The organism is Streptomyces sp. NPDC045022 (assembly GCF_056432605.1).
Genome location: NZ_JBWKIR010000003.1, coordinates 45609 through 67130, shown reverse-complemented (window position 1 = coordinate 67130; position 21522 = coordinate 45609). Strand labels below are relative to the sequence as shown.

At 72.7% G+C, this 21522-nt stretch carries 17 protein-coding genes; 3 read left to right on the top strand and 14 right to left on the bottom strand.

Annotation, left to right across the window (positions count from 1 at the left end; genetic code table 11):
• Positions 1-123 precede the first annotated feature (123 nt).
• Positions 124-1389 carry an MFS transporter gene (locus tag AC07C1_RS06450; RefSeq protein WP_478937309.1) on the top strand — a complete coding sequence of 422 codons (1266 nt, stop codon included), beginning with the start codon at positions 124-126 and terminating at the stop codon, positions 1387-1389.
• On the opposite strand, the gene AC07C1_RS06445 is transcribed toward AC07C1_RS06450, so the two are convergent.
• From AC07C1_RS06445 to hrcA, 10 genes are all read right to left on the bottom strand, one after another.
• Positions 1341-2345, bottom strand: coding sequence for an adenosine deaminase (locus AC07C1_RS06445; protein ID WP_478937307.1), 1005 nt, complete (start codon positions 2343-2345; stop codon positions 1341-1343). The genes AC07C1_RS06450 and AC07C1_RS06445 overlap by 49 nt on opposite strands.
• 20 nt (positions 2346-2365) lie before the next feature.
• Positions 2366-3271 carry a ribonuclease Z gene (locus AC07C1_RS06440; protein WP_478937306.1) on the bottom strand — a complete coding sequence of 302 codons (906 nt, stop codon included), beginning with the start codon at positions 3269-3271 and terminating at the stop codon, positions 2366-2368.
• Positions 3272-3277: 6 nt separating this feature from the next.
• Complete coding sequence (locus tag AC07C1_RS06435; protein ID WP_478937304.1) at positions 3278-3631, bottom strand: histidine triad nucleotide-binding protein; 354 nt, start codon at positions 3629-3631, stop codon at positions 3278-3280.
• Between the two features lie 120 nt (positions 3632-3751).
• Complete coding sequence (locus AC07C1_RS06430) at positions 3752-6970, bottom strand: S41 family peptidase (RefSeq protein ID WP_478937303.1); 3219 nt, start codon at positions 6968-6970, stop codon at positions 3752-3754.
• A gap of 46 nt (positions 6971-7016) precedes the next feature.
• Positions 7017-7568: a hypothetical protein gene (locus AC07C1_RS06425; RefSeq protein ID WP_478937302.1), complete on the bottom strand. Its 552-nt coding sequence runs from the start codon at positions 7566-7568 to the stop codon at positions 7017-7019.
• Positions 7569-7672: 104 nt separating this feature from the next.
• Positions 7673-8065 (bottom strand): VOC family protein, encoded by a 393-nt coding sequence (locus AC07C1_RS06420; protein ID WP_478937301.1) that lies wholly within the window; start codon positions 8063-8065, stop codon positions 7673-7675.
• 18 nt (positions 8066-8083) lie between these two features.
• Positions 8084-8824 (bottom strand): 16S rRNA (uracil(1498)-N(3))-methyltransferase, encoded by a 741-nt coding sequence (locus AC07C1_RS06415; protein WP_478937300.1) that lies wholly within the window; start codon positions 8822-8824, stop codon positions 8084-8086.
• Complete coding sequence (locus tag AC07C1_RS06410) at positions 8821-9909, bottom strand: nitronate monooxygenase (RefSeq protein ID WP_478937299.1); 1089 nt, start codon at positions 9907-9909, stop codon at positions 8821-8823. The genes AC07C1_RS06415 and AC07C1_RS06410 overlap by 4 nt, the downstream gene beginning before the upstream one ends.
• A gap of 78 nt (positions 9910-9987) precedes the next feature.
• Positions 9988-11124: a molecular chaperone DnaJ gene (gene dnaJ / locus AC07C1_RS06405; RefSeq protein WP_478937298.1), complete on the bottom strand. Its 1137-nt coding sequence runs from the start codon at positions 11122-11124 to the stop codon at positions 9988-9990.
• Positions 11125-12141 carry a heat-inducible transcriptional repressor HrcA gene (gene hrcA, locus AC07C1_RS06400; protein WP_478937297.1) on the bottom strand — a complete coding sequence of 339 codons (1017 nt, stop codon included), beginning with the start codon at positions 12139-12141 and terminating at the stop codon, positions 11125-11127. It abuts the gene before it with no gap.
• A 163-nt stretch (positions 12142-12304) separates the two neighbouring features.
• Here hrcA and AC07C1_RS06395 point away from each other — a divergent pair, with 163 nt between their 5' ends.
• Complete coding sequence (locus tag AC07C1_RS06395) at positions 12305-13027, top strand: MBL fold metallo-hydrolase (protein ID WP_478937296.1); 723 nt, start codon at positions 12305-12307, stop codon at positions 13025-13027.
• A 97-nt stretch (positions 13028-13124) separates the two neighbouring features.
• A complete protein-coding gene (locus AC07C1_RS06390) occupies positions 13125-13919 on the top strand; it encodes a DUF3097 domain-containing protein (RefSeq protein WP_478937818.1) in 795 nt (264 codons plus the stop codon).
• A 63-nt stretch (positions 13920-13982) separates the two neighbouring features.
• Here AC07C1_RS06390 and hemW read toward each other — a convergent pair whose 3' ends face one another.
• The 4 genes from hemW to lepA all read right to left on the bottom strand — a co-directional run bounded on the left by hemW (position 13983) and on the right by lepA (position 21389).
• Positions 13983-15215, bottom strand: coding sequence for a radical SAM family heme chaperone HemW (gene hemW / locus AC07C1_RS06385; RefSeq protein WP_478937295.1), 1233 nt, complete (start codon positions 15213-15215; stop codon positions 13983-13985).
• A gap of 27 nt (positions 15216-15242) precedes the next feature.
• Positions 15243-17063 (bottom strand): SpoIIE family protein phosphatase, encoded by a 1821-nt coding sequence (locus AC07C1_RS06380; protein WP_478937817.1) that lies wholly within the window; start codon positions 17061-17063, stop codon positions 15243-15245.
• Between the two features lie 278 nt (positions 17064-17341).
• The gene (locus tag AC07C1_RS06375) at positions 17342-19255 is read right to left on the bottom strand and encodes an AMP-dependent synthetase/ligase (protein WP_478937294.1); all 1914 of its coding nucleotides are present in this window, start codon (positions 19253-19255) and stop codon (positions 17342-17344) included.
• Between the two features lie 259 nt (positions 19256-19514).
• On the bottom strand, positions 19515-21389 hold the full coding sequence (gene lepA / locus AC07C1_RS06370; RefSeq protein WP_478937292.1) for a translation elongation factor 4: 1875 nt from the start codon (positions 21387-21389) through the stop codon (positions 19515-19517).
• Positions 21390-21522 lie beyond the last annotated feature (133 nt).

The window sequence follows — 21522 nt, the reverse complement described above, 5'->3', positions numbered from 1 at the left end:
CCGATCTTCTTCTGGAACCGCGTGCTTGATACAACTTGCTCGCGCGTCCCTGTCCGTCGACGGCCGTCGCCCCTCCCCCTCTTCCGAGCCGCTCGGCTCCTTCCGCCTGCCCTGGGAACGCCCGTGTCCGCCCCCCGCACCCTGTCCTGGCCCCTCGTCGCCCTTTTCACGGCCGGGTATCTCGCCCCCTACCTGCTGCCCACCACCGTCGGCCGACTCGACAGCGGGCTCCCGCTCACCGCCACCCAGGCCGGGGCCATCGGCAGTGCCCTGCTGCTGAGTTCGGCGACGGCGGGCTTCCTGCTGGCGTCCCGGGTGGACCGGATCGGCTCCCGTACGCTCGCCCGCGCGGGGCTCGCGCTCGCCTTCCTCGGCTACGGCGGTGCCGCCCTCACCGGGTGCGTACCGGCCGTCGTCGCGGGCGCCCTCGTCGGCGGGTTCGGATCCGGGACGGTCACGGCGGTCGCCGCGAGCGGCATCGCCGCCCTGGGGGTATCCCCCGCTCGAACGGAGTCCGGAGCGTGGGGGAGGGACCCGCACCGCGTCACCACGCTGGGCCTGCTCGGCGTCTCCGCCCTCGCCGGCGCCCTCTACCTGACGATCCCCCGCCTCGGCCCGGGCCACGGCGTCCCCCTGGCCGCCATCGCGCTGACCGCGCTCGCCGTCTGGCCCCTCACCGACCGCCTGTCGCCCCGCACGGCAGCGGTCCGCGCGTCCGCCGGACGCGGCCGCCTGCCGCATCCGCGCGCCGGTCTGCTGCTGGCCGCCGCCATGCCCTGCTGGTCCCTCGCCCAGAACTCCCTCTGGGGCGTCAGCGGCCGCATCGGCCTCGCCCAGGCCCATCTCGGCGAGGTCACCGTCGGCGCGGTCTTCGCGGTCGCGCTCGGTGCCGGACTGCTCGGGGTGCTGGGCGCGGGCACCCTCGGCCCGCGGCTGGGCCGGGCGGTGCCCATCGGCGCCGGTACCGCGCTCATCGCCGGCTGCGTCGCGCTCAGCGCGTCGGCGCGGGACCTGCCGGCGTTCGCCGCGGGCGAGATCTCCTGGAACCTGCTCTACCCGGTCGTGCTGTCGTACGTCATCGGCCTGGCCGCCTCCCTGGACCCGCGGGGCCGCTGGGCGGTCCTGGTCGGCTCGGCGTCGTCCCTGGGCACGGCGGCGGGCCCGCTGACCGGGAGCGTGCTGGCGGCGTGGGCCGGGTTCCCGGCGATGGGCCTGGTCCTCGGCGCCGGGCTGCTCGTGGTCGCCGTACCGATGACGGCGGTGGCGCTGCGGACCGGCAGGCGGGCGCTGCCGGTCGTGGAACTCCCGCTGGAGACGCCCGCCGTGCCGGCCCAACGGGCCTACGACACCGCGTCCCCGAACTCGTACGCCGCCACCTCGGCGAGGTAACGCGCCCTGCGCTCCTCGTCGTCCTCCAGGAAGGAGGCGAGGAAGGAGTTGCGGGCCAGCTCGCGCAGCCGGTCCTCGGTGAGCCCGAGAGACTGCCGCACGGCCGCGAAGTTGTCACCGGCGTACCCGCCGAAGTACGCCGGGTCGTCGGAGTTGACCGTGCACAGCAGGCCGGCGTCCAGCATGGCCGGCAGCGGGTGGTCGGCCAGGGTGTCCACGGTGCGCAGGCGGACGTTGGACAGCGGACACAGGGTGAGCGGGACGCGGTCCCGGACCAGCCGCTCGACCAGCGCCGGGTCCTCCATGCAGCGCAGGCCGTGGTCGACACGCTCGATGCCGAGCACGTCCAGGGCCTCGGTGATGTACTCCGGCGGCCCCTCCTCACCGGCGTGCGCGACGCGGCGCAGCCCGAGCGCGGCGGCGGCCTCGTACACCTCCCGGAACTTCGCCGGCGGATGCCCGACCTCGGCGGAGTCCAGGCCCACCCCGGTGATCCGGTCCAGGTACGGCCCGGCGGCCTCGAGGGTCGCCAGGGCCGACTCGGCGGACTCGTCGCGCAGAAAGCAGAGGATGAGCCTGGTGGAGATCCCGTGGTTCTCCTCGCTGCGGCCGAGCGCCCGCCACAGCCCCTCCACGACCGTGCCCATGGACACGCCCCGGGCGAGGTGGGCCTGCGGGTCGAAGAAGATCTCCGCGTGCCGGACACCCTGCGCGGCGGCCCGGGCGAGGTAGGCGTCGGCCAGGTCCGTGAAGTCCTGCTCGGTGCGCAGGACGGCCATCAGCTCGTAGTACAGGTTCAGGAAGGACTGGAGGTCCTCGAACCGGTACGCCTCGCGCAGCTCGTCCGTGTCGGCGTAGGGCAGCTCGACGCCGTTGCGGGCGGCCAGCTCGAACGCCAGCTCCGGCTCCAGGGTGCCTTCGATGTGGAGGTGCAGTTCTGCTTTCGGGAGGGGCATCAAAGCATCGTACGGGTGTTTTACCGACGTTTCGGAACCGGTACCCGCAGCAGGTCGTACGCCACGGTCAGCTCTCCCTCGAACCCGGCCGCCCTCGCCTGCCGCTCGAACTCCTCGGGGTCGGGGTAACGCTGGCTGAAGTGGGTCAGGACGAGGTGCCGCACCCCCGCGTCCCGTGCCACGGCCGCAGCCTGGCCTGCCGTCAGATGGCCGTGGTCGACGGCCAGTTCGATATCCTCGTCGAGGAAGGTCGACTCGATGACGAGCAGGTCGCAGCCCTCGGCCAGCGCGTGCACCCCGTCGCACAGCCGGGTGTCCATGACGAACGCGAACCGCTGCCCGCGCCGCACCTCGCTGACGTCCTCCAGCGTCACGTCCCCGAACCGGCCCTCGCGCTGGAGCAGGCCCACGTCCGGGCCCTTGATCCCGTGCGCGGCGAGGCGGCCGGGCAGCATACGGCGACCGTCGGGTTCGATCAGGCGGTAGCCGTAGGACTCGACCGGGTGGGACAGCTTGCGGGCTTCCAGGGTGTACGACGGGGTCACCGCGAGTGGGCCGTCGGCGGCGACCGGGGCCTCGGTGAGCGGGACCGTCTCCCGGTAGGCCGTGGCGTAGCGCAGGCGGTCGAAGAAGCGCTGCCCGGAGCGCGGGTAGTGCGCGGTGACCTCGTGCGGGACCTGGTCGAGGTTGATCCGCTGGATGACCCCGGCGAGGCCGAGGGAGTGGTCGCCGTGGAAGTGCGTGACGCAGAGCCGGTTCAGGTCGTGCGCGGCGACCCCGGCGCGCAGCATCTGCCGCTGCGTGCCCTCGCCGGGGTCGAACAGGATGCCTTCGCCGTCCCACCTCAGCAGGTAGCCGTTGTGGTTGCGGTGCCGGGTCGGGACCTGGCTGGCGGTGCCGAGGACCACCAGTTCACGGACGGACATGGCGACTTACCCGGGGGGCCATTCCAGGCCACGGCCACCGAGGACGTGCGCGTGGGCGTGCCAGACGGTCTGGCCGGCGCCGCTGCCGGTGTTGAAGACGATGCGGTAGCTCTCCAGTCCCTCGCCCGCGGCAACCTCGGCGGTCTCCCGCAGGACGTCGGCGGTGATGTCCGGTGCGCCGGCCGCCAGGGCGGCGGCGTTCTCGTAGTGCGCCTTGGGGATCACCAGGATGTGGGTGGGCGCCTGGGGGTTTATGTCCCGGAAGGCTACAGTCGTGTCGGTCTCGCGGACGATCGTCGCCGGGATCTCGCCCGCGACGATCTTGCAGAACAGGCAGTCGTCCTGCGGTTCGCCGGCCATGCGTGTGCTCCTCACGCTGGTGATCAATACCGTGGGCATCGTAGTCGGTCGGGTGCGGGTGCACGGTGGCTGGTCGTACCCCCGCGGCGGAGCCGCATGGCGACGCGGCCCCGCGCTCCGTCAGGTCGGCAGGCCCGGCGGTGTTTTCGCCGGACTGCTCTCCAGTGCCTCCAGTGCGAGCCTGATCGCCGTGTCCAGCTGGGCGTCCCTGCCCTCCGCCCAGTCCTGTGGCCGCTGGACGACCTCGACGTCCGGGTCCACGCCGTGGTTCTCGACGTCCCAGCCCTGGCCGTCCAGCCAGATCGCGTACTTGGGCTGGGTGACCAGCGTGCCGTCGACCAGGTGGTAGCGGCTGTCGATGCCGACCACACCGCCCCAGGTGCGGGTGCCGACGACCGGTCCGATACCGAGGGCCTTGATGGCCGCGTTGACGATGTCGCCGTCGGAGCCGGAGAACTCGTTGGCGACGGCGACGACGGGTCCGCGGGGCGCGTCGAGCGGGTAGCTGGTGGCGCGCATGCCGCGTGCGAGGTCCCAGCCGATGATCCGGCGGGCCAGCTTCTCGACCACGAGCTGGGAGGTGTGGCCGCCGCGGTTCTCGCGGACGTCGACCACGAGCCCCTCCCGGGTGACTTCCACCCGCAGGTCGCGGTGGATCTGCGCCCAGCCGGGAGCCTGCATGTCGGGGACGTGGAGGTAACCGAGCCGGCCCTCGGAGGCCGCGTGGACATGGGCGCGGCGGTCGGCGACCCAGGCGTGGTAGCGCAGTGGTTCCTCGTCGGCGACGGGGACGACGACCGGGTGGCGGGGCTCGCCGCCGGCCGCCGGGGAGACGGTCAGCTCGACAGGGTGGCCGGCCGTGCCGACGAGGAGCGGGCCGGGCCCGGTCACCGGGTCCACGGGGTGCCCGGCGACGGCGATGATCGCGTCGCCGGGGCGTACGGCGACGCCGGGTGCGGCGAGCGGGGAGCGGGCGTCCGGGTCGGAGGTCTCCGCGGGCAGGATGCGGTCGATGCGCCAACTGCCGTCCGCGTGGCGGGAGATGTCGGCGCCGAGCAGACCGTGCCGGGAGCCGCCGCCGTGGCCGCCGCGCGGGCTGACGTAGGCGTGCGAGGTGCCGAGTTCGCCCTGCACCTCCCACAGCAGGTCGACCAGGTCGCTGTGGGTGGCGAGCCGGGCCAGCAGCGGCCGGTAGCGGTCGAGGACGCCGTCCCAGTCGATGCCGCCGAGGTCGGGCCGCCAGAAGTGGTCGCGCATGAGGCGGCCGGTCTCGTCGTACATCTGCCGCCACTCGGCGGCCGGGTCGACGGTCTGCCGGACCCGGGCGAGGTCGACGGTGACGCTGGTGTCGCCGTCGTCGTCGGTGCCGGTGCGGCGGTCGCTGGGGACGACCCGGAGCCGGCCGTCGCTCCACAGCAGGACGCGTTTGCCGTCGCCGCTGACCTCGAAGTGGTCGGCGTCGGAGGCCAGGTGCTCCAGGCGGCGCTGGGCGAGGTCGTAGCGCTCCAGCTCGGTGTGCGGGTCGGGGTCCTCGGGGTGGGCGCGGGAGGCGCCGAGGACGCCCCGCACGGGGTGGCGCAGCCAGAGGACGCCGTCCTTGGCGGCGCGCAGGGTGGAGTAGCGGCCGGCCTCGACCGGGAAGGGCACGATCCGGTCGGCGAGGCCTTCGAGGTCGATGCGGGTGGCGGGGGTGCCCTCGCTGTCGGGGGTCTCGTCCTTGTCGGGGGTCTCGAAGGGGCGGCCGTGCCGCTGCGGGCCGAACGGGGACGGGGTGACGGCGGCCAGCGTGATCAGGTGCGGTCGGGCGCCGACCACGAAGGCGAGGTCGAAGACGTGCTCGTCGTAGACCGGGTCGAAGGCACGGTTGGAGAGGAAGGCGAGGTGTTTGCCGTCGAGGGTGAAGACGGGCGCGTAGTCCTGGAAGCGCAGCGGGGTGGCCTCGGTGACCGACAGGTCGGTGGTGTGGGCGATCCGCAGCTGGGACAGCGGGCGGGGGCCGGGGTGGGCCCAGGCCAGCCAGGCGGAGTCGGGTGAGAAGGCGAGCCCGGAGACCTCGCCGTCGTCGCTGCGGTCCACCTCTCGGACCTCGCCGGTCTCCCGCTCGACGAGGAGCAGCCGCCCGTCGTGCGCGGCGACGGCGGCCCGGCTGCCGTCGGGGGACACGGCCAGCTCCAGGACCCGGCCCAGCTGCCCGGCGGCGAGCCGGCGGGGCGGGGCGCCGGGCACCGTGCCGGTCGCGGGGGCGAACTCCAGGGCGTCGTCACCCTCGGCGTCCGTCACCCACACCACCCACTCCTCGCCGTCGGCGCGGAAGGTGCGGGGCATCCGGGCGCGGACGCCGGGGGTGGCGGCGAGGGCGCGGGCGGGACCGGAGCGATGGGTGACCCAGTGGACGCCGCCGCGCACGCAGACGGCGCTGCCCCGGGCGGTGTGGTCGGGGGAGCCTTTCCCGAACCAGTGGGAGGCGTGCACCGGATACGGCCGCAGGTCCACGCGGGGGCCGCCGAGCCGTACCTCCAGCCGGCGCGGCTCGGCGCCCTCCAGGTCGTCCAGCAGCCAGAGTTCACCGGCGGAGCTGTAGACGACCCGGTTGCCGTCTCCGGCGGCGTGCCGGGCGTAGAACCGGTCGAGCGGGGTGTGCCGGCGCAGCTCGGAGCCGTCGGCGAGGGAGGAGTACAGGGCACCCGTGCCCTCGTGGTCGGAGAGGAACGCGATCCGGTCCCCCACCCACACCGGGCACTCGATGTTCCCGTCGATGTCCTCGTGCAGCCGTACGAACTCGCCGCTGCCGTCGCGGTCGATCCACAGCTTGCCCGCCGTGCCGCCCCGGTAGCGCTTCCAGTAGGCGGCCTCGCGGCCCATCGGCGCGGACAACAGCACGGTGGCCGGCCCGGACGCCACATTGCCGACCGGCCCGTACGGCAGGGTCTCGGCCGGTCCGCCGTCCAGCGGGACGGCGTGCGCCCAGGTGTGGCGGAAGCTGGGCCGGCCCTGCGCGCCGAGCGCGAGCACCCGCCCGTCCGCGGTCCAGCCACGCACCTCGGTACGGCTGTTGCCCCAGTACGTCAACCGCTCGGCGGGGCCCCCGTCGACGGGGGCGACATGCACCTCGGGCGCGCCGTCCCGGGTGGAGGTCCAGGCGAGATGCCGCCCGTCCGGCGAGATCCGGGGCAGGGTCACCGGCATGTTGTCGGCGCTGACCCGCCAGGCACGGCCGCCGTCGAGCGGCGCGAGCCAGACGTCGTCCTCGGCGACGAACGTCACCAAGTCGCCGTGCAGATGCGGAAATCGGAGGTAGGCGGAGGATTCCGTGGTTCCCGTCGAAGCACCCTGAGTCACCCCGTCACTGTACGCAGCGGCCGGTGTGCCCCGCTCCCGGTTCCGATCACTTGCCCTCGACGGGCCAGCAGGTGGGATCGCCCTTGCACCAGAGGGTCCGGGTGACGGTGACCGTCACGGTCGGCCGCGGCTGCCCTCCGGTGGGCGGCCGGTACGTCGGCCCGGGCGTGGCGTCGCAGTCGCCGAGCCCGGCCACGTGGAACACCTGTCTGCCGCCGACCTCGGCGGTCAGGTCCCCACGCACGCAGGCGCCGTCGACGGCCTTGGTCACCTTGCCGGTGACGGTGATCTTCCGCCGGTCCTTCGTCTCGCCCCGGCAGTCGACGGTGACGACGGTGGACTCGGTCGGCGAGGGGGTCCTGGCCGCCGTTCCGCCGCCGTTGCCGTAGCTGCCGGTGCAGGTGAGCCAACTGACGTCCACGTGCTGCCGTTCGAGCCGGGCGGTCGCGGTCGTGTCGGTGGTGTAGGCCGCGGTCGCGGTGCTGAGGTCGCCCGGCCGGCACGCCGTCATGACACCGCCGGCCAGCACGACCAGGCCGGCGACGGCCACCGCCCGCGTCCCGTGCGGCCCGCGCCGCATCCGTTTCGATGCCCCCATGAAGGGCAGCGTGCCACCGGCACGGCCGGGGCGGAAGGCCGCATACGGCCACTCACCCGTACGTGGGCCCCGGTTCCCGGGGTGCCGTCAGCCGGACGGTGCCGTCAGCCGCGCAGCAGCAGCCACTCCTGGAGTTCGACCAGGTTGCCCTCGGGGTCCTTGAGGTGGGCCACGCGCATGCGGTCGGTCATGAGGTCCGGTCCGTGCAGCAGGGTGGCGCCCCGGGAGGTGATCTGTGCGCAGTAGGCGTCGAGGTCGTCCACGCGCAGCACGACCAGGGAGCGGTGGCCGGTGGCGGTCTCACCCAGCTCGTCCAGGACCTCGGCCATCATCACGCGGTCCTGCAGCGCGATCCCGGCGGAGCCCGCGTGCGGGCTGAACTTCTCGTACGGGCCCTCGGTCGCGCCGGACTGCGGCTTGAGTCCGAGGACGTCGGCGTAGAAGCGGTAGCAGGCGGCGAAGTCGGTGACCAGGAGCCGTACTTGGGCGAGTTCCATGGTGTCCCCCAGGCGGTGTCAGGACCAGCGGCCGGTGCGGCCCAGCAGGAGCGCAGCGGCGGCGGTGCCGGCGGTGGATGTGCGCAACACGGTAGGCCCGAGGACGTACGGCCTCGCACCCGCCTCCGCGAAGAGCGCCAGCTCCTGCGGGGAGACGCCGCCTTCGGGGCCGACGACCAGCACGATCTCGCCGTGGGCGGGCAGCGCGGCGGTGGCGAGCCGCTCCTCGCCGCTCTCGTGGAGGACGGCGGCGAAGTCCGCCTTGGCGAGAAGTGCGCCGACCTGTTTGGTCGTGGCCGCGTCCGCGACCTCCGGGAAGCGGACACGGCGGGACTGCTTGCCGGCCTCGCGGGCGGTGGCCCGCCACTTGCCGAGGGCCTTCAGCCCGCGGTCGCCCTTCCACTGGGTGATACAGCGGGACGCCTGCCAGGGCACGATGGCGTCGACGCCGACCTCGGTCATCGTCTCCACGGCCAGTTCACCGCGGTCGCCCTTGGGCAGGGCCTGGACGACGGTGATCCGCGGGGTGGCCCGGGGCTCCTCGTGGACGGGCTCCAGGCCCGTGATCACCAGCCGGTCCTTGCCCTCGGCCGCCTTGACGACGCCCTCGGCCCAGCGGCCGCGCCCGTCGGTGAGGACCACGTCCTCGCCCGGCCGCAGCCGCTTCACGGACACGGCGTGCCGCCCCTCGGGGCCGTCCAGCACGAACTCCGGTCCGGCGGCGTCGAGTCGGTCCACGACGAAGACGGGCGCGGTCATCGCCGCTCACCTCCGGGCCCGGGGAGTTCCGACAACGCTGTCCGGGCCGCGGCGAGTTCGGCCGCCAGCACCTCCACCAGCCGACCGGCCGGCAGCTCCCGGGCCAGCCGGTGGCCCTGGCCCGCCCACAGCGCCATGGCCTGCGCGTCCCCGGCCTTGGCGGCGGCCTTGCGCAGCGGGGCGGTGAGGTGGTGGATCTCCGGGTAGGCGGCGGGGGCGTACGGGCCGTGCTCGCGCAGGAAGCGGTTGACCAGTCCGCGCGCCGGGCGGCCGGAGAAGGCACGGGTCAACTCGGTGCGCGCGAACAGGGGGTTGGTCAGCGCCTGCTTGTGCACGGCGTGGGCGCCGGACTCGGGGGTGGCGAGGAAGGCGGTGCCCAGCTGGGCCGCGCTCGCGCCCGCCGCGAGGACGGCGGCGATCTGGGCGCCGCGCATGATGCCGCCGGCGGCGACGATCGGGATGCTCACGGCCTCGCGGATCTGCGCGATCAGCGACAGCAGTCCGATGCCGGAGCCGTCGTTCTCCCGGATGTCCCGATGCGTTCCCTGGTGGCCGCCGGCCTCCACGCCCTGCGCGATCACCGCGTCCGCCCCGGCCCGTTCCACCGCGCGGGCCTCCTCGGCGGTGGTGGCGGTGACCAGTGTGTGCGTCCCGGCCCGGCGCAGCGAGTCCAGCGCCTCCCGGCTCGGCACGCCGAAGTGGAAGGAGACCACCGGCACCGGGTTGTCGAGGAGGACGGCGAGCTTGGCGTCGTAGCCGTCGTCGCGGCCGCTGTCCGGGTCGCCCAGCTCGGTCTCGTACCAGGCGGCCTCGCCGGCCAGCTGGTGGGCGTAGACCTCGGCCGCCCCCGACTCGGCGTACTCCGGCTGCGGCATGAAGACGTTGACGCCGAAGGGGCGGCTCGTGAGCCCTCGCAGCTGCTTGATCTCCTGGTACATGCCGTCGGCGGTCTTGTATCCGGCGGCGAGGAACCCGAGACCACCGGCCTCGGAGACGGCGGCGACGAGCTGCGGGACGGAGACGCCGCCCGCCATGGGGGCCTGCACGATCGGGTGGGGGAAGAGATCGGTCAGTGCGGAGGACATGACCGCATGTTGTCACGTCCTCCGAACAAGTCCGAAACCGGGCTTCCGGCGGCATAGGCCACCGGCAAGCGGGGTTGCTCAGCGCCCGTTGAAGGCGTCCTTCAGCCGCGAGAACAGCCCCTGCTGACCCGGCTGGAACTGTCCCAGCGGGCGCTCCTCGCCCCTCAGCTTGGCCAGCTCGCGCAGCAGCCGCTCCTGCTCGGGGTCGAGCTTGGTCGGGGTCGTGACCTCGACGTGGACGATCAGGTCGCCCCGGCCGCCGCCGCGCAGGTGGGTGACGCCACGGTTGTGCAGCGGGATCGACTGGCCGGACTGGGTGCCGGGCCGGATGTCGACCTCCTCCATGCCGTCCAGCGTCTCCAGTGGCACCTTGGTACCGAGCGCCGCCGCGGTCATCGGGATGGTGACCGTGCAGTGCAGGTCGTCGCCGCGCCGCTGGAAGGTCTTGTGCGGCAGCTCGTGGATCTCGACGTACAGGTCGCCGGCCGGACCGCCACCGGGGCCGACCTCGCCCTCACCGGCGAGCTGGATCCGCGTGCCGTTGTCGACACCGGCCGGGATCTTGACGGTGAGGGTCCGGCGCGAGCGGACCCGTCCGTCGCCCGCGCACTCGGGGCAGGGGGTGGGCACCACGGTGCCGAAGCCCTGGCACTGGGGGCAGGGCCGCGAGGTCATGACCTGGCCCAGGAAGGACCGGGTGACCTGTGAGACCTCACCACGGCCGCGGCACATGTCACACGTCTGGGCGGACGTGCCCGGAGCCGCGCCCTCGCCGTTGCAGGTGTTGCAGACGACCGCGGTGTCGACCTGGATGTCCTTGGTCGTACCGAAGGCGGCCTCGTCCAGCTCGACCTCGATCCGGATCATCGCGTCCTGGCCGCGCCGGGTGCGCGAGCGCGGCCCGCGCTGCGACGCCGTACCGAAGAACGCGTCCATGATGTCGGAGAAGTTGCCGAAGCCGCCGGCCCCGAAGCCGCCCGCGCCCGCGCCGCCCGACTGGGAGAGCGGGTCGCCGCCGAGGTCGTAGACCTGCTTCTTCTGCGGGTCCGACAGCACCTCGTAAGCGGCGTTGATCTCCTTGAACCGCTCCTGGGTCTTCGGGTCGGGGTTGACGTCCGGGTGCAGCTCGCGCGCGAGCCGGCGGAACGCCTTCTTGATCTCATCCTGCGACGCGTCGCGGCGCACGCCGAGAACGGCGTAGTAGTCCGTGGCCACTTACGACTCCGCCAGGATCTGTCCGACGTACCGTGCCACTGCGCGTACCGCTCCCATCGTTCCCGGGTAGTCCATGCGGGTCGGTCCGACCACGCCGAGCTTGGCAACCGCCTCGCCGCCCGAACCGTAGCCGACCGACACGACTGAGGTGGAGTTGAGTCCTTCATGGGCGTTCTCGTGGCCGATGCGCACGGTCACGCCCGGGTCCTTCGCCTCGCCGAGGAGCTTGAGGAGCACGACGTGCTCCTCAAGGGCCTCCAGGACGGGCCGGATCATGAGGGGGAAGTCGTGCCCGAAGCGGGTGAGATTGGCGGTGCCGCCGATCATCAGCCGCTCCTCGTTCTCCTCGACGAGTGTCTCCAGGAGGGTGGAGAGCACCATGGAGACCGTACCCCGGTCCTCGGCCTCGAAGGCCTCCGGCAGGTCCTCGACCAGCCTCGGCACGTCCGTGAACCGGCGGCCCGCGACCCGGCTGTTCAGCCGTGCCCGCAGATCCGCCAGCGAGGCCTCCCCGAACGGCGCCGGGCAGTCGACCATCCGCTGCTCGACCCGGCCGGTGTCCGTGATCAGCACGAGCATCACGCGCGCGGGGGCGAGCGAGAGCAGCTCCACGTGCCGGACGGTGGACCGGGTCAGCGACGGGTACTGCACGACCGCGACCTGCCGGGTCAGCTGCGCGAGCAGCCGCACCGTGCGCGCCACGACGTCGTCGAGGTCGACGGCGCCCTCCAGGAAGTTCTGGATCGCCCGCCGCTCGGGCGCGGTCATCGGCTTGACGCCCGCGAGCTTGTCCACGAACAGCCGGTAGCCCTTGTCGGTGGGGATGCGCCCCGCGCTGGTGTGCGGCTGGGCGATGTACCCCTCGTCCTCCAGGGCCGCCATGTCGTTGCGGACGGTCGCCGGGGAGACGCCGAGGTTGTGCCGCTCGGTGAGTGCCTTGGAACCCACCGGCTCCTCGGTGCCCACATAGTCCTGGACGATCGCGCGCAGCACCTGGAGCCTGCGTTCACTCAGCATCCGCGCACACCTCCAGCACGTCGTCCCCTCGTCCCTGCGGGTCGTCCGCCTGGCACTCTTCCCATGTGAGTGCCAGCGTTCCCCGGCCCAGTGTACGGCTGTCAGGTACGCACTGGGCAAGGTCGGTCCGGTCCGTACCGGCTCGTACCGTTAGCGTCGCCGTATGACGGTGACTTGGGAAGAGCTGGGATGGGAACGGCTGGCCGCCGGCGTCGGGCGGTGCCGGCTGCCCGGCTGGGACTGCACGGCGGGCCTCGTCCTCGGCGAGGGTACGGCGCTCATGGTGGACGCCGGGTCGAGCCTGGCCGAGGGGGCCCGGCTGCGGGCCGGGGCCCAGGAGCTGTCCGGCGGCCGTGTGACGCATCTCGCGCTCACCCATCCCCACTTCGACCATGTCTTCGGGGCGGCCGCGTTCGCCGGGACCGAGGTGTACGCGGCGGTGGGCATGGACGCGGTGTTCGTCCACGAACGCGAGGAACTGCGTCTGGACGCGATCCGCGACGGGCTGCCGGTGGCCGACGCGGACGAGGCGGTGGACGCGCTGAGCCCGCCTCGGCATCTGGTCTCCGGCGAGTGGACGCTGGACCTCGGCGGCGGCCGCCAGGCGCTGCTGGCCAACGTGGGCCCCGGGCACACCGCCCACGACCTCGCCGTGCTGGTCCCCGGCTCCCCCGAGGTGGTCTTCTGCGGTGACCTGGTCGAGGAGTCCGGCGAGCCCCAGGCCGGTCCGGACGCGATCCCGTCCCGCTGGCCGGACGCGCTGGACCGGCTGCTGGCGCTGGGCGGCGAGGACGCGCTGTACGTGCCCGGGCACGGGGCGGCGGTGGACGCGGGGTTCGTACGACGGCAACGCGACGCGCTGGCAAGGCGTTTCGGCGTGTCGTGAGCCTCGGGTCGCGGCTTCTCCTATCGTCATCCGAATGCGCCCACCCGTCTCCCGCCACCGCCCTTCCGACGAGAGCCCTTCGGGCCCGCGCCCTCGTATGTACTCCGCCGACCTGACCCCGCCGTGGAAGAAGCCGAAGCCGGTCCCGGAGGTACCGGCCGAGCCGGGGCTGGTGGTGGAGGAGTCCGGCACCGGGTTCTGCGGGGCGGTGATCCGCTGCGAGGCGGGCACGGTCACCCTGGAGGACCGCTTCGGCAAGCACCGGGTGTTCCCGCTGGAGCCGCGCGGCTTCCTGCTGGAGGGCAGGGTCGTGACCCTCGTACGTCCGCCCTCGGGTCCCGTACGCCCCACCCGTACGGCATCCGGCTCGGTGGCCGTGCCCGGCGCACGCGCGCGGGTCGCCCGCGCCGGCCGCATCTACGTCGAGGGCCGACACGACGCCGAACTCGTCGAGAAGGTGTGGGGCGACGACCTGCGCATCGAGGGCGTCGTCGTGGAGTACCTGGAGGGCGTGGACGACCTGCCGGCGATCGTGGAGTCCTTCGCCCCCGGCCCGGACGCACGGCTGGGCGTCCTGGTGGACCACCTGGTACCGGGCTCGAAGGAATGGCGCATCGCCCAGTCGGTGACGAGTGAGCACGCGCTCGTCGTCGGCCACCCGTACATCGACATCTGGGAGGCGGTGAAGCCGTCGGCCCTGGGGATCGACGCGTGGCCGACCGTCCCCCGGGGCCAGGACTGGAAGACGGGTGTGTGCCGCGCCCTGGGCTGGCCCGGGAACACGGGCGCGGCCTGGCAGGGCATCCTGTCCCGGGTGCGGTCGTACAAGGACCTGGAGCCGGAACTGCTGGGATGTGTCGAACGTCTCATCGACCACGTGACCGTGCCCTAGCCGGGGCCGCCGGGCCGTTGGGCCATCGGGACGGTGCGTTCTCCCGGCGACAGCGGGTGGCCGTCAGTCCACGAGGTCCCGTACCACCGCGTCCGCCAGCAGCCGCCCGCGCAGCGTCAGCACCGCCCGCCCCGCCGCGTACGGACCCGTCTCCAGCAGGCCGTCGTCCAGCGCCCGCCGGGACGCCGCGAGGCCCTCCTCCTTCAGCAGGGACAACGGCACGCCCTCCCGCAGCCGCAGCTCCAGCAGGATCCGCTCCACCCGGCGGTCCTCCTCCGACAGCACCTCACGCCCGGCGCCCGGCGACCGCCCCGACGCCAGCGCCGCCGCGTAGGCCCCCGGATGCTTCACGTTCCACCAGCGCACCCCGCCCACGTGCGAGTGCGCCCCCGGCCCGGCCCCCCACCAGTCGGCGCCCCGCCAGTACAGCTCGTTGTGCAGGCAGCGGCCCGCCTCCGAGGTGGCCCAGTTGGAGACCTCGTACCAGTCGAGGCCCGCCGCCGACAGGGTCTCCTCGGCGATCAGGTAGCGGTCGGCGTGGACGTCGTCGTCGGTCATCGGGACCTCGCCCCGGCGGATGCGGCGGGCGAGCTGCGTGCCCTCCTCGACGATCAGGGCGTAGGCGCTGACGTGGTCGGGTCCGGCGCCGATCGCCGCGTCCAGGGACGTCCGCCAGTCGTCGTCGCTCTCCCCCGGCGTGCCGTAGATCAGGTCGAGGTTGACGTGCTCGAAGCCGGCCGCCCTCGCCTCCGCCACGCACGCCTCGGGGCGGCCGGGGGTGTGGGTGCGGTCGAGGACCCGCAGCACATGCTGCTTCGCGCTCTGCATGCCGAAGGAGATCCGGTTGTAGCCGCCCTCCCGGAGAGTGGCGAGGTAGGCCGGGTCGACCGACTCCGGGTTCGCCTCCGTCGTGATCTCCGCGTCCGGCGCCAGCCCGAACTCGTCCCGGATCGCGCCCAGCATCCGTACGAGGTCGCCGGCCGCCAGCAGCGTGGGCGTGCCCCCGCCGACGAAGACCGTCCGGACCTCGCGCGGATCGTCGCCGAGCACCTTGCGGGCCAGGCGCACCTCGTCGGTCAGGGTCTCGGCGTAGTTGTCGCGGGACGCCAGCACACCGCCGGTGCCGCGCAGCTCGGTCGCGGTGTAGGTGTTGAAGTCGCAGTAGCCGCAGCGGGTCGCGCAGTACGGGACGTGCAGGTAGAACCCGAGGGGGCGGTCGGCGGCCCCGGCGAGCGCGGCGGCGGGCAGCGCGCCGTCGGCGGGGACGGGCTCGCCGTCGGGGAGTGCGGAAGGCATGTCCCCCATTGTCCCGTACGACCGCGGTTACTCCGCCTGCAGCACCAGCAGGGCCAGGTCGTCCTCCGGGAGACCGCCGCCGAAGTCGTGCACCAGGCGGCGGATCCTTTCCGCGATCAGCTCGGCGCTCAGGCCCGCGCAGCCGGACAGGGCCCGCGCGAGCCCGTCGCCGTCGTCGAACTGGCGGGAGCCGGAACGGCGCTCGGTCACCCCGTCCGTGACGCACAGCAGGCTGTCGCCGGGTCGCAGGTCGAGGGTCTCGCTGGTGTAGGTCTCGTCCTCGACCACGCCGAGCAGGGTCTGCGGACGGGCGGCGGTGCGCACGCCGCCGTCGGGGCCGAGGACGAGTGGCAGGGGGTGCCCGGCGGAGGCGAGGGTGCAGCGGACCCCGCCGTCGTGCGGGGTCAGCTCGCCGTAGAGCAGGGACAGGAAGCGGGTCTGCGGGCCGTCCCCGGGCACCACGGGCCGGCCGCCGGCGGCGACCAGGGCGCGGGCGGCGGCGTCGGCGGCCTCGGTGGCGTCGTCCAGGAGGAGCTGGTTGAGGCGGTCGAGGACGTCGGCGACGCGGTAGCCCTCGCGGGCGAGGAGCCGCAGCCAGGGGCGGGCCAGGCCGATCACCACCGCCGCCTCGGGACCCTTTCCCTGGACGTCGCCGACGGCGAAGCACCAGCGGCCGTCGCCGGCCGGGAACAGGTCGTAGAAGTCGCCGCTGGGACCGCCCTTGTCGCAGGGCTCGTAGACGAGCGCGCTGCGCACGCCGGGGATCTCGGCGACCGCGCCGGGCAGCAGGCCGCGCTGCAGGACGGCGCTGATGGTGGCCTGGCGGGCGTACTGGCGGGCCGCGCCGATGGCGAGGGCGACCCGCCGGCTGAGATCCTCGACCAGCCCGGTCACCTCGTCGGGGAACCGGATCAGCCCGCACCGGCCGATGACCAGGGTGCCGAGCGGACGGCCGCCCGCGATCAGCCGGTACGCCAGCGCCGTGCCGTCGGCGCCCTGGGGGCCGAGCGCGTCGCCGGGCCAGGGGTACGGCTCGGGGCCGGAGCGCAGCCCGTCCCACGGGCACGGCGGCTCCTTCTCCAGGGCGCACCGCAGTTCCTCGCTGCGGGCCTCGCTGGCGTGCCAGACCCGCGCCGGGCCGCCGCCCGCGCCGCCGCGCACGGTCGCCTCGTCCTCCAGCCACACCGCGCACCAGTCGGCGAGCCGGGGCACGATCAGCTGGCCGGTGAGGGCGGCGACCAGGTTCTCGTCCAGCTGTCCGGCGAGCAGGTCGGAGGCCTCGGCGAGGAAGGACAGCGCGCCCCGGCCGAGCCAGTCCCGGTCGCCGTCGGCGCGGTGCGGCTGCGGGGCCAGGTCCTCGGCGATGGCCAGGGCGGGGTCCGCGGCGGGTCCGTCCGCGGCCTCGCTGCCGCCCGGGGGCAGCCGTGCCCACACCGTCTTGGCCCCGGTGCGGTAGGTGACGCCCCAGGACTCCGCGAGGGTGGCGACCAGCCGCAACCCGCGCCCGTACTCGGCCGTGTCGTACGGCGCCTCACCGCCGACGGGGTCGCGCGGGGCGCGGGAAGGATGCTGGTCCCACACCTCCACGACGAAGGCCCCTGTCGTCTCCAGACGCCAGTGGACCTCCAGGTCGGTACCGGCGTGCACCACGGCGTTGGTGACCAGTTCGCTGACGACGGCCACGGCGTCGTCGGCGAGCCGGGCCGGCACCCCGGGTGCCTCGGCCAGCGCGGCCCGCACCAGCGCGCGGGCCGACGCCGGCGCGAGGGGGCTCCCGGGCAGCGTGGCCCGACCCCGCACCTCAGGGCCCGGGGCCTCGCTCTCCCGCTGCATCGGTATGGCCGCCATGTCCATGCGGCCCAGGGTGACAGAAAGACCCCACGCATGAGCGGTGAGTCACCGAAGTGGACAGGCGTGGCTGAGAACCGTGCTACGAGTGCGTCAGAAGACGCCACCTTTCGAGCGAGGCCGAGCGCAAAGTCCCCCAGGGGCGCGGGGCCGTGTCCGGCTGCGCCGCGCGGGCACGGCAGGCCGCGGACGTCCCGCGGCCGCCTGGGGCCTTTCGTTTGGATCCGGCATGATCCAGACGAAGGCCCCAGGGACCCGTCACCCCTCCGGGAACCGCGCTACGCCTCCCGGGTGCCGGCGTACATCTCGTCGATGAGGTGCTTGTACTCCCGCTCCACGACGGGCCGCTTCAGCTTCAGGCTCGGCGTGATCTCACCGTGCTCCACGTCGAGATCACGCGGCAGCAGGCGGAACTTCTTGATGGTCTGCCAGCGCTGGAGACCGGCGTTGAGCTGCTTGACGTAGCCGTCGACCATCTCGACCGTCTGCGGCGCGGCGACGATCTCGGCGTACGGCCTGCCCGCCAGGCCGTTGTCCTTCGCCCAGTCCTGGATCGCGAGTTCGTCCAGGGCGATGAGGGCGGTGCAGTAGTTCCGGTCGGCGCCGTGCACCAGGATGTTGGAGACGTACGGGCACACCGCCTTGAACTGTCCCTCCACCTCGGCGGGGGCGACGTACTTGCCGCCGGAGGTCTTGATGAGGTCCTTCTTGCGGTCGGTGATGCGCAGATAGCCGTCGGGGGACAGCTCGCCGATGTCGCCGGTGTGGAACCACCCGTCGGACTCCAGCACCTCGGTGGTCGTGTCGGGCAGCTTGTGGTAGCCCTCCATGATGCCGGGGCCGCGCAGCAGGATCTCGCCGTCGTCGGCGATGCGGACCTCGGTGCCGGGCAGCGGCTTGCCGACCGTGCCGGTGCGGTAGGCCTCGCCGGGGTTGACGAAGGAGGCCGCGGAGGACTCGGTGAGGCCGTAGCCCTCCAGGATGTGGATGCCGGCGCCGGCGAAGAAGTAGCCGATCTCCGGGGAGAGCGCGGAGGCGCCCGAGACACAGGCGCGCAGCCGGCCGCCGAAGGCCTCGCGGAGCTTGCCGTAGACGAGGGTGTCGGCGACCTTGTGCTTGGCGGCGAGGCCGAAGGGCACGGCGGCGGTGCCGGTGCGCCGGAAGTTGTCCTGGCTGACCTTGGCGTACTCGCGGGCGACGTCGGCGGCCCACTGGAAGATCTTGTACTTGGCCCCGCCGCCCTCCCGGGCCTTGGCCGCGACGCCGTTGTAGACCTTCTCGAAGATCCGCGGCACGGCCGCCATGTACGTCGGCCGCACCACCGGAAGGTTCTCGATGATCTTGTCGACCCGTCCGTCGACGGCGGTGACGTGCCCCACCTCGATCTGGCCGGAGGTGAGCACCTTGCCGAAGACGTGGGCGAGCGGCAGCCACAGGTACTGGACGTCCTCGCCGCTGATCAGGCCGGTCGCGGTGATCGCCTTCGCCATGTACGCCCAGTTGTCGTGCGGCAGGCGCACACCCTTGGGGCGGCCGGTGGTGCCGGAGGTGTAGATGAGGGTGGCGAGCTGGTCCTTGGTGATCGCGCCGACCCGCTCCTTGATCAGCTGCGGGTGCGTCTCCAGGTAGGCGGCGCCGCGCTGCTCCAGCTCGGCGAGGGTGGTCACCCAGTCGTTCGTCTCGACGCCGGCCGGGTCGATGACGACGACCTTGGTCAGGTCGGGCAGCTCGGCACGCTTCTCGACCGCCTTGGCGGCCTGGGCCGCGTCCTCGGCGATCAGCACCCGGCTCTCGGAGTCGGAGAGGATGAAGGCCGACTCATCGGCGTTGGTCTGCGGGTAGATGGTGGTCGTGGCGCCGCCGGCACACATGATGCCGAGGTCGGCGAGGATCCACTCGACGCGGGTCGAGGAGGCGAGCGCCACCCGCTGCTCCGGCTCGACACCCAGCTCGATGAGCCCGGCCGCGATCGCGTACACCCGGTCGGCCGCCTGCGCCCAGCTGAGCGACTTCCAGTCATCGGGGCCCTGGCCCTGGGCGGTACCCGTCTGCTCGAGCGTGGTCGAGCCCGTGGCGGACGGCGGTACCGGGTAGCGGTAGGCCTCGGCGTCCGGTGTGGCTGCCACGCGCTCCAGGAAGAGGGCCGCCACGGACGGCGGACGGTTCTCGATCAAGGTCTGTGTGTCGGTCACGACATCCTCCGGGGGCCCGCGACGGTGCGGCTGACTCGTGCGGCTGGGTTAACTCACGGTGGGGTTTCGCGCTGTTGTTTAACTCGCGAGTAACTATCGAGCAGGGATCAGAGTAAGCCGCGACCGGCCGCTGCGTAAGGGGCCTCGGCCTGTCACTTTCCACTCAGAGCGACGCTACGCACGCGTAGGGCCCGCCGCACTTTCGTACGACGGGCCCCGGTGTGCCCGGTTTCCGGACGTCACCCACTGTTACCAGCGGTTACTTCTTGGCCTTGGCCGGCCCCGCGCTGTCATCGCTGGACAGGACGGCGATGAAGGCTTCCTGCGGAACCTCCACGGAACCCACCATCTTCATCCGCTTCTTGCCTTCCTTCTGCTTCTCCAGCAGCTTCCGCTTACGGGAGATGTCACCGCCGTAGCACTTGGCGAGGACGTCCTTGCGGATGGCGCGGATGGTCTCACGGGCGATCACGCGCGAGCCGACGGCGGCCTGGATGGGCACCTCGAACGCCTGGCGCGGGATCAGCTCGCGCAGCTTGGCCACCAGCCGCACCCCGTACGCGTACGCCGCGTCCTTGTGGGTGATCGCGGAGAAGGCGTCCACCTTGTCGCCGTGGAGCAGGATGTCGACCTTGACCAGGCTGGAGGTCTGCTCGCCGGTGGGCTCGTAGTCGAGGGAGGCGTACCCGCGCGTCTTGGACTTCAGCTGGTCGAAGAAGTCGAAGACGATCTCCGCGAGCGGAAGCGTGTAGCGGATCTCGACCCGGTCCTCGGACAGGTAGTCCATACCGAGCAGGGTGCCGCGCCGGGTCTGGCACAGCTCCATGATCGAGCCGATGAACTCGGTCGGCGCCAGGATGGTGGCGCGCACGACCGGCTCGTAGACCTCCCGGATCTTGCCTTCCGGGAACTCGCTCGGGTTGGTGACGGTGTACTCGGTGCCGTCCTCCATGACCACGCGGTAGACCACGTTCGGCGCGGTGGCGATCAGGTCGAGGCCGAACTCGCGCTCCAGCCGCTCCCGGATGACGTCCAGGTGCAGCAGGCCGAGGAAGCCGACGCGGAAACCGAAGCCGAGGGCGGCGGAGGTCTCCGGCTCGTAGACGAGCGCCGCGTCGTTGAGCTGCAGCTTGTCGAGGGCCTCGCGCAGCTCCGGGTAGTCGGAGCCGTCGAGCGGATACAGCCCCGAGAAGACCATCGGCTTCGGGTCCTTGTAGCCACCGAGCGCCTCGGTCGCGCCCTTGGCGTGGCTGGTGACTGTGTCACCGACCTTGGACTGGCGGACGTCCTTCACACCGGTGATCAGGTAGCCCACCTCACCGACGCCGAGGCCGTCGGCGGGAAGCATCTCGGGCGAGTTGGTCCCGATCTCCAGCAGCTCGTGGGTGGCGCCGGTCGACATCATCCTGATGCGCTCGCGCTTGTTGAGCTGGCCGTCGATGACACGGACGTACGTCACGACACCGCGGTAGGAGTCGTAGACCGAGTCGAAGATCATCGCGCGGGCGGGCGCGTCGGCGACCCCGACCGGCGCCGGGATCTCCTTGACGACCTTGTTCAGCAGCGCGTCCACGCCGAGACCGGTCTTGGCGGAGACCTTGAGCACGTCCTCCGGGTCACAGCCGACCAGGTTCGCCAGCTCCTCGGCGAACTTCTCCGGCTGCGCGGCCGGCAGGTCGATCTTGTTCAGCACCGGGATGATCGTGAGGTCGTTCTCCATCGCCAGGTAGAGGTTGGCGAGGGTCTGCGCCTCGATGCCCTGGGCGGCGTCGACGAGGAGGACGGTGCCCTCGCAGGCGGCCAGCGACCGCGAGACCTCGTAGGTGAAGTCGACGTGCCCCGGGGTGTCGATCATGTTGAGGATGTGGGTCGTGCCCTGGTCGGGGCCCTCGGTCGGGGCCCAGGGCAGACGCACCGCCTGGGACTTGATCGTGATGCCGCGCTCGCGCTCGATGTCCATCCGGTCGAGGTACTGAGCACGCATCTGCCGCTGCTCGACCACACCGGTCAGCTGGAGCATCCGGTCGGCGAGCGTGGACTTGCCGTGGTCGATGTGCGCGATGATGCAGAAGTTGCGGATCTGAGCCGGGGCGGTACGGCTCGGCTCGGGCACATGGTTAGGGGTCGCGGGCACGCAGGGTCCTGTCTCTTGAGGCGCCTTATGCCTCGGGTCGGATCGATACGTAGTCTCCATGGTCCCACGGGCAGGGACCGGGGGCCGTTTTGGGCCGTCCGGAGGGCCACTGGTACTGTAGATGGCTGTGCCT